Genomic DNA, 15,514 nt, shown 5'->3' with positions numbered 1-15,514 from the left:
CCTCCTGAGGACAAGTTCACGCGGCCTTGGAAAGGCGGTGTGTGGCCAGCAATTCGATCGAGGCGAGCCTTTGATCGGCCCCCACATGCGGCGGTTCCACGATGAATTCCTCGATACCGTGCTCATCGGAAAGCGCGCGCAGCGCCTTGTGAATATCGTCCGGCCCGCCATGCAGGACGTTGGGCTTACGCTCCTCGATGCGATAATCGGTATCGCCGGACTGGCGGGCGAATTCTTCCGCCTGTTCACGGCGGCCAAGGTTGAACGCCTTGCCGTCGCTGAGGAACACCCGATAGATGCGCTGACCTTCCACCTGCCGCGCCGCATGATCGGGATCGCTGGCGGCAAAGACGGAGAGGGCAAGGATCGGCGCCCTGCCGCCGCTCTCCTCACGGAAAGCCGACAGGCTGCTGCGAAGAACCTCCGGATCACCATTGAGGTGGCCGGCAAAGACGAAATTCCATCCTTTGGAAGCTGCAAGCCTTGCGCTTTCCGGGCTGGCACCGAGCAGAAACCGTTCCACCGCAACCGGCGGCACCGGTGTTGCCTGCAATCCGGCCTGCGCATGCCCCTGCGGCGCGGCACCGGAGAGAAACGTGGTAAGTTCACCAAAAGCCGTTTCGAAATCCGGCTTGCGGGCAGGATCATAGGCCTGCTGTAGGGCAGAGGTCGCAAGCGGCAACCCGCCCGGTGTCTTGCCGACGCCGAGATCGACCCGACCGGGGGCAAGCGACGACAGCACGTTGAAAACCTCGGCGACCTTGTAGGGGCTGTAATGCTGCAGCATGACACCGCCCGAGCCGACGCGGATGCGCGAGGTCTTCGCCAGAATCCATGCAACCAGCGCTTCCGGCGCGGAACCGGCAAGCTCCGGCGAATTGTGATGTTCTGCCACCCAGAATCGGCGATAGCCCAGTTCTTCGGCGCGTTTGGCGAGATTGACCGTGTCACGGAACGCGCTTGCCGCGTTCTCACCCGTTGGAACAGGGCTCTTGTCCAGCAAACTGAGAGTATACATCGTCACCTCGCACGTCTTTTGATGCATACTTTGTCTACTGATTTTATATAGTAATAAAGGACGTTCGTTCCACGTTGCGACGCGATCAGAGAAAATATTGTTTCCCGCTATGGTTTCGGCAGGCGTCTTTGGCAAAGCAATCCGAAACGATGAGGAAACAGGGCGAAAAATGATGGTGCGAAGCCGCTTTGTGCATCGAGCCGGGACGAAACGGACTTGCGCGGGAATTCGGTAAAAACTACTTAGTAAGTTGAGAACACCATAACCCGGCACTCAGAAGGTGCTGGCCCTCTTTGCGGATCATGCGATGTTGACCAAAAAAGGCAAATACGGACTGAAGGCTCTTGTCGATCTGGCGCGGTTGCCCCAGGGCGAGACCGCCTTTGTGACCGAGATTGCAACCCGCAACAATATTCCGAAAAAATTTCTGGATACTATACTTCTGGAACTGCGCAATAGCGGCATTCTGCGTTCCAAGAAGGGACCGAATGGCGGTTATTCGCTGTCGAAAATGCCATCGGAAATCATGATTGGGCAGGTCATCCGCACGCTGGACGGGCCCTTGGCCCCCATCCGCTGTGCCAGCCGCACCGCTTTTGAAGCCTGCGACGACTGCGACGATCCCGAGACCTGTCAGGTCAGGGTTTCGATGACGGACGTGCGGGACGCCATCGCAACAATCCTGGACAATATGACGCTCGCACAATTCGTGGCAAAAGGCGGACAAGACGCGCAATTTATTCCGGCAGGCGAATAAGCGCCGCTTACTGCCGGCGCAGATCGTCGCCCAGGGTCGCAATCAGCCCGGATTCACTTGCGCCATCGATAAGGCCGAGACGGGCCATTAGAATTTCCAGCGTGATGGCATTGTTGCGGACAGAGCGAAAGGTCACGCTTTCCGCCCCCACCTGCGCCGCATCGATATTGGCCGCGAGGCGGGAAATCTGTGCCTTCAGCAATTCGATTGCGAGAAATATTTCGCCGATAAGGGGGCGCGCATCGCCTTCCTCGGCCAATCTGTCAATGAGCAACGCTGAAAGCTCACGCTGTTTCTCACCCAGAGCCACGGCGGCCTTCAGCAGGGTGAAAACGGCGGCGGCCAGATTTCCAGCGCCCTGGGCAAGAAATGCGACCTGTTCGGCGCGCAGCAGGCCGTCCCATGATGTATCCGGGCGATTGCGCAGAACGACGAGCACGGCCTGCCCTGCCGCGTTGACTGCCGGAACAACGATCCAGTCTGCATCTGAGGTAACCGATCGGGCAATGTCATCGGGCAGCCGCAAGCCATAGTCGTCGCCAGTCAACAGAACCGCCTGATCCACGCCGGCGTCAGATGAGGCAAGCGCAAAGGTCTCACCAAGATCGAGGCGGGCGAAGAGTGTCTTGCGCTGCTCCTCGCTACCGGCGTTCCTGATGAATTCCAGCGCCGTGAAATGTTCGGCAAGCGCATGCGCTGCCTCCGCATCCGCCGCGGAAATAATCGAGAGAGCTTGCGAGAGAACGTCGTTTGTGATGTCCGCCCCGCCCAGATCGTTTGGAACGGAGAGGGCGAGAAGGCCGGAACGGGCAATCCGCGCGTGGATTTGCGCGGCACTTTCCACCGCGCATTTTTCGGCAATCGTCCGGGCAACGGTCAGTACATCCCCATCCGCGCCGAGACGCGGGGACACGAAACGAATTCTTTCGCCGAGCGGCGTGACAGATCCCATGCTCAACTCCCTCAAAGAATGACCCAGTGAAAGCGCCGGAAAGGCCGGAGCTCAGTCCAGCGAATGATAACGGCCGTTTTGATAGACCAGCGAGTGACCCGACCCTATGCGGATCGCCTCCACCTTGCCGATGATGATGACGTGGCTGTGGCGCTCGATCGCCTCCTCGATGGTGCAATCGATCGCGGCAACGGCGTCCTCGAGGATGGGCGCGCCGCTCGCCAGACGGGTCCATTCCGCGCCGCGATAACGGTCCACACCTTTCAGACCGCCAACACCGGCAAACTGGTTGGCGATGAACTGATGGTTCGGGCCGATAATATTCACCCCCAGATGGCCGAAGCGCTGCACCACAGGCCATGTGGAGGAGGAGCGGTTGAGCGCAACCAGAATTCTTGGCGGATCGACCGACAGGGCGGTGGCGGATGTTACCGTAGCACCCGTGCGCGCATCACCCTCGCCCGCCGTAATGACGCTGACACCGCCGCCGAGCGTCCTGAGCGCCGCCTTAAGGCTATCGGCATCCGGCGCCTTGCCAGAGACGGGATCGCGGAGATTGATGAATTGTTGATCCTTGGCCGCATATTGCAATGTCATCGATCGCTCCTGAAAACAGCTTGTTGCTCAATAGTTAGCAGCGGCGGCGGGGCGTGAAATAGACATCGTTTTCCATAATACTTATATTCTATGGAAATAATGTTTTATATGCTGCTCTCCCGTGGACGCTCCGCCGAATGACGCCCATCGGAAAGGCGAACCGGAAGACAGGGCCGCCTGCCTTCCGGCGATTGATCACGAGCCGGATACCAGCTTGACGTTACCGCCGTGGCCGCCGCCGCCGAAAACCTGTTTCGTGCCGAAAGACGAACGGATCTGATTACGTGGCCCATCAAGCCCGATTTCCGGAAACAGCAATTCGGATAGACGGTAGGCTTCCTCCAGATGCGGATAGCCCGATGCGATGACGGTATCGATGCCCAGCGCCTGATACTCCCGCAGCCGCGCCGCAACTGTCTTGGGCGAACCCACCAGCGCAGTGCCGGCGCCAGAGCGGACAAGACCGATTCCCGCCCACAAGTTCGGAGAGACTTCAAGCTGGTCACGCCGGCCATTATGCAGCGCCCGCATCCTTGCCTGACCGACCGAATCCGACGCCTTTAAGAAGGCCTCCTGAGCGGAAGCGATCGTTTCGTCGGAAAGCTTGGAAATCAGTTTGTCCGCATCGGCCCAGGCCTCCTCATCGGTTTCGCGCACGATGAAATGCAGGCGAATGCCGAATGTCACTTCTCGCCCTTTTTTCGCTGCGGCGGCGCGAACCTTGGCGATTTTTTCCGCCACCTGTGCCGGCGGCTCACCCCAGGTCAGATATTTGTCGGTGATACCGGCCGAGAACTCGATCCCGGCATCGGAGGAGCCGCCGAAATAAAGCGGCGGACGCGGTTCCTGCACCGGTGGCAGGCCGAGCCTGGCACCCTGTGCCTTGATATATTTGCCGTCGAGATCTCCCTTGCCAGTTTCGATCAACGAATTGAACACCTGGAAGAACTCGTCAGCGTGGTCGTAACGCTCGTCATGCGGCAGAAAGATGCCATCACCAGCCAGCTCCTGCGCGCTGCCGCCAACGACGATGTTGAGAAGCAGCCGGCCATGGGAAACACGGTCCAGCGTGGAGGCCAGCCGCGCATAATAGGCCGGCGAGGCAACGCCCGGACGGATGGCGACGAGGAATTTCAGTTTCTCGGTATAGGCGGCGAGATTGGCCGCGAGGATGAAGGATTCCTCGCAGGCGACGCCGGTGGGAATAAGCACCCCGGAATAACCGAGCCGATCCGCAGCCTGCGCTATTTCCCGGAAATAGCCGGGATCGGCGGGACGTGACAGATCGTCGGAGCCAAGATAGCTGCCGTCACCTGAGGTGGGTATGAACCACAGAAAATCGAGTGGTTTGTCAGCTGTGCTCATCGACAGGTCCTTTGCAATCCGCCCATCGGGCAATTCGGCTGGGTACTAAAAGGGTAGCCAATTCCCCGCCGCGTTTAAGAAATTTTGTTCCAATTTCCGCGCCGCAAGGAGAGTTTATCTCCGCTGGGAAATGGGGCTGGGAAGCGAAAACAAACCTTTCGTCTCCCTGTGTCAGAGGACCGGATAAAGTCCGAGCATCGCGAAATTCATTTCGTAAATCTCTTCCCGCTCAAGGTCGAGATCGCTCTTTTCCCGCCTGATACGACCGGAATGATCCAGCGGCTGGAGACTGCCCTGATCATCCCCTCGCGGCCTACGCCTGGCCAGACCGAACAGATCGACAGTAAACGCGTGAAGTCCCTGCGGCATGTGCGCCTCCTTTGGTCATTCGCTCTATCCTCCGGCGAGCGCCCAGATTGGTCAATATTTTCCATAAAATTACTATTCTATAATTGGCGGATTGCCGGCAAACGTGGACTAAGGTTGCGGCAGCGGGAAAAATTCCGTTTCGAACCGCCAATAAAGGGGTCATCGCAATGGCGCCGACACGATGGCCGCTCGAAGCACGGACTTGTGACGAAAATACTATAGAGCGCCGGCGTCACCCTGCAGCAGCGCACCGTGCAGAGCGGGTGATCCGCGCTTCCTCGATCTACCGGCCTTGATTTCGGACGCCGCTTTCAGGCGTGCGAAAAGAGCATAGCCCTCGGACCACCGGCCGAAACCGGCGGCGATATTGATGTGTCCAACGGAGCCGAGATTGACGATATCGCTTCCCCAGTCAGCGGCGGTGCGGGCCAACTCGTCCGCGTTCATATAGGGGTCGTTCATGCTACCCACGACGAGACTGGGGAAGGTGAGCGGCGCCCGAGGAAATGCGCCGAAGCGGACGATGCATGGATGCATTGCCTCCACTCTGTCGAGATGGGCGGGCGCCACCAGAAGCGCACCCCTGATTTTGCTGGCCACGGGTCGTGTCGCCATATTAGCGACAAGCAGGCAACCGAGGCTGTGGGCGACAATATAGGCGCTTTCGGTTGCGGCGAGCGCCGCTTCCAGACGCTCAAGCCAGTCTTCAAGAACCGGGCATTCCCAATTCTGCTGATCGACCAGCTGCGCCTCCGAATCTTCCAGCAGCCAGTGCCGCTGCCAATGCCCCTCATCCGAACCGTTGAGGCCGGGGACAATCAAGGTGGTACACATGCCTACTCCGTGGTTTGCGGGCGGGGTGTGCCAAGAATGGTGAATTTCGCAATTTTAGTCGACTATTGCCTTGCTCAGCTTTTCCGAACTCGAGAAAAATCGATCCAACCAATTCCGTTCTGGCAAAAAATACGTCCTAGGCAGCGCCCTTGGCACTGCGTATGTGGAATCATTGCCTAAAATATTTTCCATAGAAAATATGTTCTAATTGAGCAGACGACGCGGAAAGCTTTTCCTCTGCCGCATCCCAAAAGAAACGCAGCTGCTTGGCCGTGCCGCCGCCGGTTTGTCATTCTCACACTATCGGAGACCACAACCTCCCGAACTCCAAAATGGCAAATACCGAGCCTCGGCAGGGCCATTCCACCGCGACATAAAGCGAAAATTCAGGCGGACAATGTGAGCAGCACGAGCGAATTTCTCTGGTACATCCCCAATGACGTCAAACCCGGACATCGGGGCGACGCCGTCAGCGAAAACCACAACAGCCTCGATACTTTAACTACCCATGCCAGGGCGCTGGAAAACCACGGCTGGAAGGGCGCGTTGATCGGCACCGGCTGGGGGCGTCCGGATACCTTTACGGTTGCGGCGTCGCTTACCGCGCGTACCACCACTTTCGAGCCACTGATCGCCATCCGCCCCGGTTACTGGAAGCCGGCCAATCTCGCATCGGCCGCCGCCACGCTCGATCAGCTTTCCGGTGGCCGGGTACGAATCAATGTCGTCTCCGGTAGGGACGAGCTTTCGGCCTATGGCGACGAAGAAGGCGATCAGGAGCAGCGTTATGCGCGCACGAAGGAGTTCATGCGGCTGGTGCGGCGGCTCTGGACTGAGGAAAACGTCACTTTCGATGGCGAGCATTTCCGGGTCAAGAACTCCACCGTCTCGCCGCGCATCAGTGAGAGTGCAGGCCGGCCACATCCCAAGCTTTATTTCGGCGGCGCGTCCGAGTCCGCCGAACAGGTTGCCGCAACCGAAGCCGATGTCCAGCTCTTCTGGGGCGAACCGCTCGCCGGCGTTCGCGAAAGGATCGAACGTCTCAGACATTTCAGTGAGACCCTCGGCCGTGACCTGCCGCCGCTGCAATTCGGTCTGCGGATCACCACGCTGGTGCGCGAAACCACGGCTGAGGCTTGGCGCGATGCGGAAGCAAAGGTGGCCGAGATGGCTGCGAACAATGGCGTGCGCTGGAACGATCACCTGCAAGGGGTCGCAGTCGGCCAGCGCCGCCTGTTGGATCTGCACACGCAGAGCGATGTACTGGACGACAATCTTTACACCGCACCCGGCAAATTTGGCGGCGGCGGTGCCGCAACGACATGGCTCGTCGGTTCGGCGGAAGACGTCGCCGCGTCGCTGCGCAAATACCGCGCGCTTGGCATCACCCATTTCGTGCTTTCCGACACGCCCTATCTTCAGGAAATTGAACGGCAGGGCGACAAGCTGTTGCCGCTACTCCGGGACTGATGCGGGCGGCGTCAACATGGGCGGCCTGCCGAACAAAGCCGCCCATGTCTTCTACGGTCAGTCGCCGACAGCCTTGATGCTCTGACGGCCGAGGATAGTTCGGATCATGTGGCTTTGCGGCGCATGCGCCCTTGCCGTTATGGCGTCGCGGTGATGCCGCTCGAGATTATAGTCCCGGCGAAGGCCGCGATTGCCGCCAAGCTCCAGCGCCAGATCCGTCACCGCCACCGCATTGTCGATCACCACATGACGAACGGCGAGCGCATCCGTGCCTACCTTCTCACCCGCATCGATATCACGCGCGACGGAGCGGAGCAGACGCCTGTTTGCCGCGAGAAGCACCTCGATCTCGCCCAGACCTTCCTGAATGCGCGGAATGGATGACAGCGGCGCGCCGAGGCTTGCCGGAACATGGCCTGTCAGATGGCGCAAGAGGGCGTCACGCGCCGAAAGCGCGACACCGTGATAGACGGAGGCCAGCAGCACGAAGAAATTGTAACCGTCCGCCTCATCCCGCCGCAACGGCTCGTCCGCCGGCTGTTCGGCAACGATATCGGCGAGCGGCACCCTCACATCCTCAAGCACGAGATCGTCGCTGGCGGTGGCATACATTCCGGTCGCTTCCCATGCCTTTTCCCGGCCGATGCCCGGCGCATCGAGCGGGACCAGAAGCTGGATCAGGCGCGGCACCTCTTCCGTCGTGACGGCAAGTACAATCGCCCATTTCAGACCCGGCAGGCCGGTGACGAAGCTCTTGCGGCCATTGACCACCCAGAAATCGCCCTCGATCCGCGCCGTCGTTTCCGGCAGGCCGCCATGGGCCGGGGAACCGATCCCCGGCTCTGCCTGCGCATTGTTCAGAAGCGCCCGCTCCCTGTTATTGGCGGCCAGCACTTTTGCCGCGAGATCTGCCGGCCACTTGCCGCGCCGGATGGCAGCATGAACGCTGTAATGCATGGCAAGGATGAGGGCGGTTGACGGATCACCCTTGGCAATGGCGGCGATGACGGCATGCGCGGTTTCCATGCCCTCCCCCCAGCCACCGTCCTTTTCAGCCGTCACGAGACCAAGCAGGCCAGACTCAAAAAGAGCAGCAAAATTACCGGCGGCGAATTCGCCGCTTTTGTCATACTCCGCCGCAGTCAGGCTGAAATCTTCGGCGAGCGCGGTTGCGATGGCGACGGGATTCAAGTGCTGCTCCAGGCTCGGAACGGCGGATAAAGCGCCGCTCATGCCACCGCCCTTTCACTGGCCGTGACGAAACGGTCATCGATCCACGCAGCGAGATCGAAGTCGTTTTCAAGGAAGCCCCATTGATGCAGGAAATCCTCGTAATGGCCGACAGCGGCGACGAGGTCTGCATCGAGGCCAAGACCTAGATGGCGGTGGACATCCGCGCCGTTGGCGGCCAGAACCTGCTCTTCGGTCGCACCCGCCTCGCGCGCGATAAAACGGCGGGTCTCTTCCGGATGCTGCTCCGCCCAGAGCGAGGCTTTGGCAATGGCGGCAACCAGCCGCTCCACCAGATCCGGGCGCTCATCGGCGAGCCGTCCGTCGACTGTCAACACGCGGGGAGAGCCGGAGTTGATACGGATCTTCGGGTCGGGGTGAAAACCGAATTCCGCCACCTGCACGGCGCCGATCAGGTTCGCGGCGGCGATACCGGCAGTACCCTTGACGAAAATCGCATCGACCTCACCCCGCAACAGCGCGATGATCTCCTCACCGAAGGATTGTCGCCGCTTCAGGCCGAAAAGGGATGGTCCCTCCTGTGTCGCCAGCACGGAATCCTTGATGACGATATCCTTCAGCTCGATATCCTCGACCTTCAGCCCCTCCAGCGAAAGCGCCGAAACGATGCCCTTCAACGCTGTCGCTCGCATGAAATCGACAATGCCATCAGGTCTGCGCGGCACACCGAAACGGCGGCCGACGAGATCGGCAAGCGAGCGGATGCCGGTTTCCGGCAGGGTGATGATCGCCTGGAACTCATCCGTCCAGGTAATGCCGATAAGACGCGTATTGCGCCCTTCCGAGCGGGCGCGGATAGGGGGCACATTGCCGCCGTGGCGGAAGGACCATTCCAGCGTGTGGTTGAAATGGCTCTGCCGCACAGAACGATCCGGCGAATCGATGATGGATTTCAGCGATATCCCCACATCCTCGAAGGTCTGCGCGAGATAACCGAGCTGCGCCGCAAGCCCCACGGGCGTGGGCACCGGACAACGTGTGTACCAGATTTCAGAAAGTGTCGTGCTCATGGCTTTGGCCTCGATGAAAACGATGACACCAGAAAGCGATGCTGCGGTGCCCGTCGACGAAAGGGGGATATCCCTGCCCGCCGCAAAAGGCGGGCAGGGTCTGGCGAGACGATCAGGATGCGGCGATATGCGCGAAGGCGAGGCTGCCCGCGACGCCTTCGGCACCTATAGTGTGATCGGCAATGCGCTTGTTGAAGATGGTGATTTCAGGTGCCGCAACGATGTCGATGGCAGGAACGTCATCGACGAGGATCTGCTGTATTTCCTTCCATTGCGCGACGCGCTTGTCCGGATCGATCTCGACAGCGGCAGCTTCCAGCAGCGCATCCACCTTGGGATTGCTATAGGCAGCGCCATTGGAGAAGGGCACGCCCTTCTTGAAGTTCTTGGACCAGTAGAGCCGCTGCACACCGACTGTCGGGTCGAAGAGATTGCTCATGCCCTCATAGGCAAAGTCGAAATCGCGATCCGTGTAGATGCGCTTCGTGTAGGTGGCGAAATCCTGCGTCCGCACCGTCACATCCACGCCGACCTTTGCCAGTGCCTGGCGAATGTAGTCCGCGCCGCGCGGATAGGCCTCGGTGCTCGGCACATAGTCCAGATTAAGCTTGAAACGGATGCCGTCCGCGCCGCGCTTGTATCCCGCCTCGTCCAGCAGCGCTTCGGCCGCCTTCAGATCGATCGGATAGGTCTTCAGATCCTCGACAAACCATTTCGTCAGCTTCGGATTGATCGGGCCGGTGATTGTCGCGCCGTAGCCATAATTGACCGTGTTGAAAATGACTTTGCGGTCGATCACATGCGCGAAGGCACGGCGGACGCGGACGTCCTTGAACACATCCTTTTCGAGGTTGAACTCAACGCGGCTGATCGAATTCGAATATTGATATCCGTTCGTCTCGAAGCCGAGGCTCGGTAGCTCCTTCAGGCGATCGAGATCGCTATAGGCGACCGGGGTGCTCGGAGCGAGATCGATCTCACCGGTTTCGATTGCGATGGCACGGGCCGACGCATCTGGAATGAAGCGGACGATAAGCTTGTCGAGATAGGGGCGCGGCGCATCCCAGTAATCGGCATTGCGCTCAAAAACGATGTGGCTGCCGCGCACCCACTCCTTGAACTTGAACGGCCCGGTGCCAACAGGCGCGAGATTGATGGGATTTTCGGTAACTTTCGTGCCTTCATAAAGATGCTTGGGCACGATAGGCGTTTCAGCAGCGGCAAGCGCCGTTATCAGATACGGCGCAGGCTTGGAAAGAACCAGTACGGCTGTCAGATCATCCGGGGTCTCGACGCTGGTGAGGTTCAGGAAGGTATTGCGCCCGCGCGGATGCACTTCCTTGATGGTGTTGATGGAGAACGCCACATCGGCAGATGTGAAGGACTTGCCGTCATGCCATTTCACACCGGGCCTCAGATTGAAGGTGTAACGCAGGCCATCGCCGCTGACATCCCATGATTTGGCCAGGAGCGGCTTAGGATTGAGGTCGAAATCGTAGGTCAGCAGCCCTTCCGTGACTTTGGGCGATATATAGACAGAATTATAGGCCGTGTGCGCGATCGTCGTCAGAACCGGCGGTTCCGATGAGATGAGCAAAGTGGCCGTTCCGCCGCTTGCCGGCTCTGCTGCGTTGAGCTTCAGCCCCGGCAACGACACCACGCCAAGCGCCGCCGACGCCAGCAGAAATCCGCGCCGCGTCGTCTGGTTGAAAACAGTCATGCGATACCTCTCCTTAATTGAACCGGCAAAAAACCGGCAAAACTGAACGGCCGCGCTTGGAAAGAAGTTTGTTCCGCAGATGAGAGTGAGATTGGCATGAAGCACCAACCATTCTCATAAATAGGAATTATCTTTTCTTTATGGCGCATTTTTCCGTAAATTTCAGAAAATAATTCTATTACTCTTTGACAAATTCCATAAAATTAGTCAACTAATACCAACACCTTTACGGGCCGATTTCATGTTTTCAAGCGAATGGACTGGAGCCGATGTCGAATTCGAAACGGATTTTATCGCAGGCAAGGCGCGTGGCCATTCAGGCCGTCCCGACGGTTCTCGGTATCGTCATCCTGAACTTCTTCTTGCTGCAGCTGGCGCCTGGTGATGCGGCTGACGTGTTGGCCGCGGAAGCGGGTTCGGCGACCGTCGAGACCATGGCCGAAATTCGCTCACGCTTCGGGCTCGACCTGCCGGTCGTCCATCAGCTCATGAACTATCTCGGCAATCTGGCCCAGTTCAGCCTCGGCTTTTCACCCCGCTACGGCATGCCGGTCGCCGATCTCATCGGCCAGCGGTTGCCCGGCACGCTGGCGCTAATGGGAGCAGCACTTGGCATTGCGATTTTCGTCGGCGTTTTCCTCGGCTCCATCATGGCGCTCTTTTCCGGCAAGCTGCCGGACCGGATCATTTCGATAGGGTCCCTAATCTTTTATTCCGTGCCGGGCTTCTGGATCGGCCTGATGCTTATCCTCACCTTCTCGGTCAAGCTCGGCTGGCTTCCGTCTGGCGGCGACAGCACCATCGGCAGCAGCCTCACCGGCCTCGACGCCCTTCTGGACAGGCTGCGCTATATCGTTCTCCCCGCCCTTTCGCTGGCGCTTTATTTTCTGGCGATTTATGCCCGCCTCACCCGCGCGGCGATGCTGGAAGTCAAATCCCAGGACTATGTGCGCACGGCACGGGCAAAAGGCGTTTCGCCTTTCCGGCTCACCACACGCCATATTCTGCGCAACGCGCTCATCCCGATCACCACCATGGCCGGCATGCATATTGGTGGCCTGCTGGGCGGCGCGGTCGTGGTGGAGACCGTCTTCAGCTGGCCAGGCCTTGGCCGTCTTGCTTTCGAGGCCGTCATGGCCCGCGATTTCAGCGTGCTGCTCGGCATTCTGCTTCTCTCTTCCCTTGTCGTCATCATTGTCAATGCGGCCGTGGACCTGTTGCAGGCATGGCTCGACCCCCGCATCGGAGAAAGCCGATGAATTCCCCCCAGATATCAGCAGTTCTCGACACCGCCGAACTCAGTGCCGAAGAGAGCAATCCCAAACCTAAAAAACCTGAAGAAAAGGTCTGGCCCTATATCCATGCGCCGGACGCGCTTTCAGCCCGCTCCGTCTCCGTGCCGCGGCGCGGACTGCGGCGGGAACTGAAGATTTTCCTGACCAATCCCAACGCCATCGTTGGGCTGCTGTTTCTCGCCACCGTCCTCATCGCCGCTGTCACAGCCCCGCTGATCTATCCGGGCGATCCGCTGGAAATGGTGGCCCGCCCCTTCCTCTGGCCCGGCCAGAATCCAGCCTATCCGCTCGGCACCGATTCCATGGGTCGTGATGTGCTGGCGGGCATCGTGCACGGCGCACGCATCTCGCTCACCGTCGGTGTCGTCGCCACCCTGATCGGGCTGACGATCGGCATCACAATCGGTGCTTTCGCCGGTTATTTCGGCGGCGTCATCGACGATATTCTCGTGAAGATCATCGAAATCTTCCAGACATTGCCGAACTTCGTGCTGCTGGTGGTGCTCGTCGCCATCGCCCAGCCTTCGGTCACCACGGTAACCTCGGCAATCGGCATCATTACCTGGCCACTTGTTGCGCGCCTGACACGCGCCGAATTCCGCGCCATCCGCGAGAAGGACTATGTGCTTGCCGCACGAAGCCTCGGTTATGGCCATGCGCGTATCGTGTTTCAGGAAATCCTGCCCAACGCCCTGCCGCCGATCATCGTCACCTCCTCCGTCATGGTGGCGGGTGCGATCCTCATGGAAGCAGCCCTTTCCTTCATGGGACTTGGCGACCCCAACCGAGTTTCCTGGGGTTCGATGATCGGGTCGGGACGCGATGTCATCCGCACCGCCTGGTATCTGACCGCCCTTCCCGGCCTCGCCATCGTCTTCACCGTCATTTCGCTGAACCTCATCAGCGACGGTCTCAACGATGCGCTAAACCCCCGTTTTTCGGAGGAACGCCGATGAGCAAACTGATCGAAGTCCACGATCTCTCCGTCAGCTTCGGCTCAACCCAACCGGTCAAGGGCGTCAGCTTCGATGTGCAGTCCGGCGAAATGCTGGCAATCGTCGGCGAAAGTGGCTCGGGAAAATCGCTGACTGCGCTCGGCCTGATCGGCCTGTTGCCGTCGCATGCAAAAACCGGCGGGCGTGTTCTGCTCGAAGGCCGCGATCTCCTGCCGCTTTCCGAGCGGCAATGGCGGGGCATTCGCGGCCGCGATATAGGCATGATCTTTCAGGAACCGATGACGTCGCTGAACCCGGTCCTGACGGTGGGCGAACAGATCGTCGAGGTGCTGCGCATCCATGAAAGGATCGACAGGCACCAGGCGCGCAAACGCGCCATCGAGCTTCTGGACCTCGTCAATATTCCCGACGCCCGTCGCCGCGTGGACGATTATCCGCACCAGCTTTCCGGCGGCATGCGCCAGCGCGTCATGATCGCCATCGGCGTTGCCTGCAATCCCAAACTGCTGATCGCCGACGAGGCGACGACCGCGCTCGACGTGACGATACAGGCGCAGATCCTGCAGCTGCTCGACAATCTGCGCCGCGATCTCAACATGGCCGTCATCCTCATCACCCACGATCTTGGCATTGTGGCGCAATGGGCCGACCGGGTGATGGTCATGTATGCCGGCCGCAAGGTGGAAGAAGGATTGCCTGAACCGGTTTTCTCCAATCCTTACCACCCCTATACGCGCGGCCTGCTGGCTGCCTCTCCGCGCGCCGAAGACGGCCAGCATTATCGCGACGGGCCACTCATCGAAATTCCGGGTTCAATCGTTTCCGCCACGGGCGAGCGTGGCTGCGCCTTCCGGCCACGCTGTCCGAGCGCCCGCGGTTTCTGCGGGCAGTTCGTACCGCCGCTGAGGCTGATCTCGGAAGGCCGCTACGCCGCCTGCCCCTTCGTATCCCCCACATCCCAAGAGGTATCCGATGACGCTCTTGTCAGTGCATAGTCTTTCCACCCACTATTCGGGAGGACGCGGAACAGTCCGCGCCGTCGACGATGTGTCGCTCGACATCGAGGCGGGCGAGACCGTGGCGCTGGTGGGTGAATCAGGCTGCGGCAAATCCTCGCTCGGCAAGTCGCTGATGCGGCTGGTGGAACCCACTTCCGGCAGGATCACCTTCAAGGGCGCCGATGTCACGGCGATGACGTCGTCGCAGCTGCGCGGCATCCGCCGCCGCATCCAGATGATCTTTCAGGACCCATTCGCGTCGCTCAATCCGCGCCAGACGGTGCGAACCATCCTTACCGGGCCGTTGAAGGTGCACGGCATCGGCGACAGGGCGCAACAGCGTGAGATCGTCGAGGCGATCGTCGCGCAGGTGGGTCTGCCGCCTGATGCACTCGACCGCTATCCGCACGAGTTTTCCGGCGGCCAGCGCCAGCGCATCGGCATTGCCCGGGCGCTCGTTCTCGAGCCGGAACTGGTCGTCTGCGACGAGCCTGTTTCGGCGCTCGATCTTTCCATACAGGCGCAGATCCTCAATCTTCTGGTGGAGATGAAGAAACGGCTTTCTCTGTCCTATCTCTTCGTGTCCCACGACCTTTCGGTCGTGCGCTATTTTTCCGATCGCGTTCTCGTCATGTATCTCGGCAAGATCGTGGAAAGCGCGCCGACCGCGGAGCTCTGGGCCTCGCCGAAACACCCCTATACCCGTGCGCTTCTCGCAGCCGTTCCCGATCCCGCGCGCCGCAAGCAGGCAGCGCCCATTTCCGGCGATCTGCCGAGCCCGCACAACCCGCCATCCGGCTGCCGGTTTCACACCCGCTGCCCGCTCGCCACAGACCTCTGTCGCGAAAAAGCGCCGGATTACACCCTTTTCGGCAAGAACCACGCCGTGGCTTGCCACCATGCCCAATAAACTGAAGGAGCA

At 59.9% G+C, this 15,514-nt stretch carries 15 protein-coding genes; 6 read left to right on the top strand and 9 right to left on the bottom strand.

Annotated elements, in window-relative coordinates; translation table 11 throughout:
• Positions 1–16: 16 nt before the first annotated feature.
• Positions 17–1,018, bottom strand: coding sequence for an LLM class flavin-dependent oxidoreductase (locus CRO62_RS10160; RefSeq protein WP_097100062.1), 1,002 nt, complete (start codon positions 1,016–1,018; stop codon positions 17–19).
• 307 nt (positions 1,019–1,325) lie between these two features.
• On the opposite strand from CRO62_RS10160, the gene CRO62_RS10155 reads away from it, so the two are divergent.
• Positions 1,326–1,775, top strand: coding sequence for an RrF2 family transcriptional regulator (locus CRO62_RS10155; protein ID WP_003511094.1), 450 nt, complete (start codon positions 1,326–1,328; stop codon positions 1,773–1,775).
• A 7-nt stretch (positions 1,776–1,782) separates the two neighbouring features.
• Here the strand turns inward: CRO62_RS10155 and CRO62_RS10150 are convergent, their stop codons facing one another.
• The 5 genes from CRO62_RS10150 to CRO62_RS10130 all read right to left on the bottom strand — a co-directional run bounded on the left by CRO62_RS10150 (position 1,783) and on the right by CRO62_RS10130 (position 5,892).
• Positions 1,783–2,727, bottom strand: coding sequence for an acyl-CoA dehydrogenase family protein (locus CRO62_RS10150; protein WP_097100061.1), 945 nt, complete (start codon positions 2,725–2,727; stop codon positions 1,783–1,785).
• A gap of 51 nt (positions 2,728–2,778) precedes the next feature.
• Positions 2,779–3,324: a flavin reductase family protein gene (locus CRO62_RS10145; RefSeq protein WP_097100060.1), complete on the bottom strand. Its 546-nt coding sequence runs from the start codon at positions 3,322–3,324 to the stop codon at positions 2,779–2,781.
• Between the two features lie 195 nt (positions 3,325–3,519).
• Complete coding sequence (gene ssuD, locus CRO62_RS10140) at positions 3,520–4,689, bottom strand: FMNH2-dependent alkanesulfonate monooxygenase (protein WP_003511099.1); 1,170 nt, start codon at positions 4,687–4,689, stop codon at positions 3,520–3,522.
• A gap of 171 nt (positions 4,690–4,860) precedes the next feature.
• Complete coding sequence (locus CRO62_RS10135; RefSeq protein WP_097100059.1) at positions 4,861–5,058, bottom strand: hypothetical protein; 198 nt, start codon at positions 5,056–5,058, stop codon at positions 4,861–4,863.
• Positions 5,059–5,274: 216 nt separating this feature from the next.
• A complete protein-coding gene (locus CRO62_RS10130) occupies positions 5,275–5,892 on the bottom strand; it encodes an alpha/beta hydrolase (RefSeq protein WP_097100058.1) in 618 nt (205 codons plus the stop codon).
• Positions 5,893–6,291: 399 nt separating this feature from the next.
• Here CRO62_RS10130 and CRO62_RS10125 point away from each other — a divergent pair, with 399 nt between their 5' ends.
• Positions 6,292–7,362: an LLM class flavin-dependent oxidoreductase gene (locus CRO62_RS10125; protein ID WP_097100057.1), complete on the top strand. Its 1,071-nt coding sequence runs from the start codon at positions 6,292–6,294 to the stop codon at positions 7,360–7,362.
• Between the two features lie 57 nt (positions 7,363–7,419).
• Here the strand turns inward: CRO62_RS10125 and CRO62_RS10120 are convergent, their stop codons facing one another.
• The 3 genes from CRO62_RS10120 to CRO62_RS10110 form a co-directional block, all read right to left on the bottom strand.
• On the bottom strand, positions 7,420–8,595 hold the full coding sequence (locus CRO62_RS10120; protein WP_097100056.1) for an acyl-CoA dehydrogenase family protein: 1,176 nt from the start codon (positions 8,593–8,595) through the stop codon (positions 7,420–7,422).
• Complete coding sequence (locus CRO62_RS10115; protein WP_097100458.1) at positions 8,592–9,623, bottom strand: ABC transporter substrate-binding protein; 1,032 nt, start codon at positions 9,621–9,623, stop codon at positions 8,592–8,594. Before CRO62_RS10115 ends, CRO62_RS10120 begins: the two co-directional genes overlap by 4 nt.
• A 112-nt stretch (positions 9,624–9,735) precedes the next feature.
• Complete coding sequence (locus CRO62_RS10110) at positions 9,736–11,343, bottom strand: ABC transporter substrate-binding protein (RefSeq protein WP_097100055.1); 1,608 nt, start codon at positions 11,341–11,343, stop codon at positions 9,736–9,738.
• Positions 11,344–11,612: 269 nt separating this feature from the next.
• Between CRO62_RS10110 and CRO62_RS10105 the strand changes: the two genes are divergently transcribed.
• Genes CRO62_RS10105 through CRO62_RS10090 form a run of 4 tightly spaced genes read left to right on the top strand, consistent with a single transcriptional unit; the run spans position 11,613 to position 15,502 of the window.
• A complete protein-coding gene (locus CRO62_RS10105) occupies positions 11,613–12,602 on the top strand; it encodes an ABC transporter permease (RefSeq protein WP_065687801.1) in 990 nt (329 codons plus the stop codon).
• Positions 12,599–13,594 (top strand): ABC transporter permease, encoded by a 996-nt coding sequence (locus tag CRO62_RS10100; RefSeq protein ID WP_097100054.1) that lies wholly within the window; start codon positions 12,599–12,601, stop codon positions 13,592–13,594. The genes CRO62_RS10105 and CRO62_RS10100 overlap by 4 nt, the downstream gene beginning before the upstream one ends.
• Complete coding sequence (locus CRO62_RS10095; RefSeq protein ID WP_097100053.1) at positions 13,591–14,589, top strand: ABC transporter ATP-binding protein; 999 nt, start codon at positions 13,591–13,593, stop codon at positions 14,587–14,589. Before CRO62_RS10100 ends, CRO62_RS10095 begins: the two co-directional genes overlap by 4 nt.
• On the top strand, positions 14,567–15,502 hold the full coding sequence (locus CRO62_RS10090) for an ABC transporter ATP-binding protein (protein ID WP_097100052.1): 936 nt from the start codon (positions 14,567–14,569) through the stop codon (positions 15,500–15,502). Before CRO62_RS10095 ends, CRO62_RS10090 begins: the two co-directional genes overlap by 23 nt.
• Positions 15,503–15,514 lie beyond the last annotated feature (12 nt).

The sequence above is a fragment of the Rhizobium sp. AN6A genome, from assembly GCF_900215635.1.
In the GTDB taxonomy this organism is placed as follows: domain Bacteria; phylum Pseudomonadota; class Alphaproteobacteria; order Rhizobiales; family Rhizobiaceae; genus Agrobacterium; species Agrobacterium tumefaciens.
This window is presented reverse-complemented; position numbering and strand designations above follow the sequence as displayed.

Coding starts and splice junctions, on each gene's coding strand:
- CRO62_RS10090 (WP_097100052.1), top strand. CDS start 14,567: ATGACGCTCTTGTCAGTGCATAGTCTTTCCACCCACTATTCGGGAGGA.
- CRO62_RS10150 (WP_097100061.1), bottom strand. CDS start 2,727: ATGGGATCTGTCACGCCGCTCGGCGAAAGAATTCGTTTCGTGTCCCCG.
- ssuD (WP_003511099.1), bottom strand. CDS start 4,689: ATGAGCACAGCTGACAAACCACTCGATTTTCTGTGGTTCATACCCACC.
- CRO62_RS10115 (WP_097100458.1), bottom strand. CDS start 9,623: ATGAGCACGACACTTTCTGAAATCTGGTACACACGTTGTCCGGTGCCC.
- CRO62_RS10100 (WP_097100054.1), top strand. CDS start 12,599: ATGAATTCCCCCCAGATATCAGCAGTTCTCGACACCGCCGAACTCAGT.
- CRO62_RS10135 (WP_097100059.1), bottom strand. CDS start 5,058: ATGCCGCAGGGACTTCACGCGTTTACTGTCGATCTGTTCGGTCTGGCC.
- CRO62_RS10145 (WP_097100060.1), bottom strand. CDS start 3,324: ATGACATTGCAATATGCGGCCAAGGATCAACAATTCATCAATCTCCGC.
- CRO62_RS10110 (WP_097100055.1), bottom strand. CDS start 11,343: ATGACTGTTTTCAACCAGACGACGCGGCGCGGATTTCTGCTGGCGTCG.
- CRO62_RS10120 (WP_097100056.1), bottom strand. CDS start 8,595: ATGAGCGGCGCTTTATCCGCCGTTCCGAGCCTGGAGCAGCACTTGAAT.
- CRO62_RS10160 (WP_097100062.1), bottom strand. CDS start 1,018: ATGTATACTCTCAGTTTGCTGGACAAGAGCCCTGTTCCAACGGGTGAG.
- CRO62_RS10155 (WP_003511094.1), top strand. CDS start 1,326: ATGTTGACCAAAAAAGGCAAATACGGACTGAAGGCTCTTGTCGATCTG.
- CRO62_RS10105 (WP_065687801.1), top strand. CDS start 11,613: ATGTCGAATTCGAAACGGATTTTATCGCAGGCAAGGCGCGTGGCCATT.
- CRO62_RS10095 (WP_097100053.1), top strand. CDS start 13,591: ATGAGCAAACTGATCGAAGTCCACGATCTCTCCGTCAGCTTCGGCTCA.
- CRO62_RS10130 (WP_097100058.1), bottom strand. CDS start 5,892: ATGTGTACCACCTTGATTGTCCCCGGCCTCAACGGTTCGGATGAGGGG.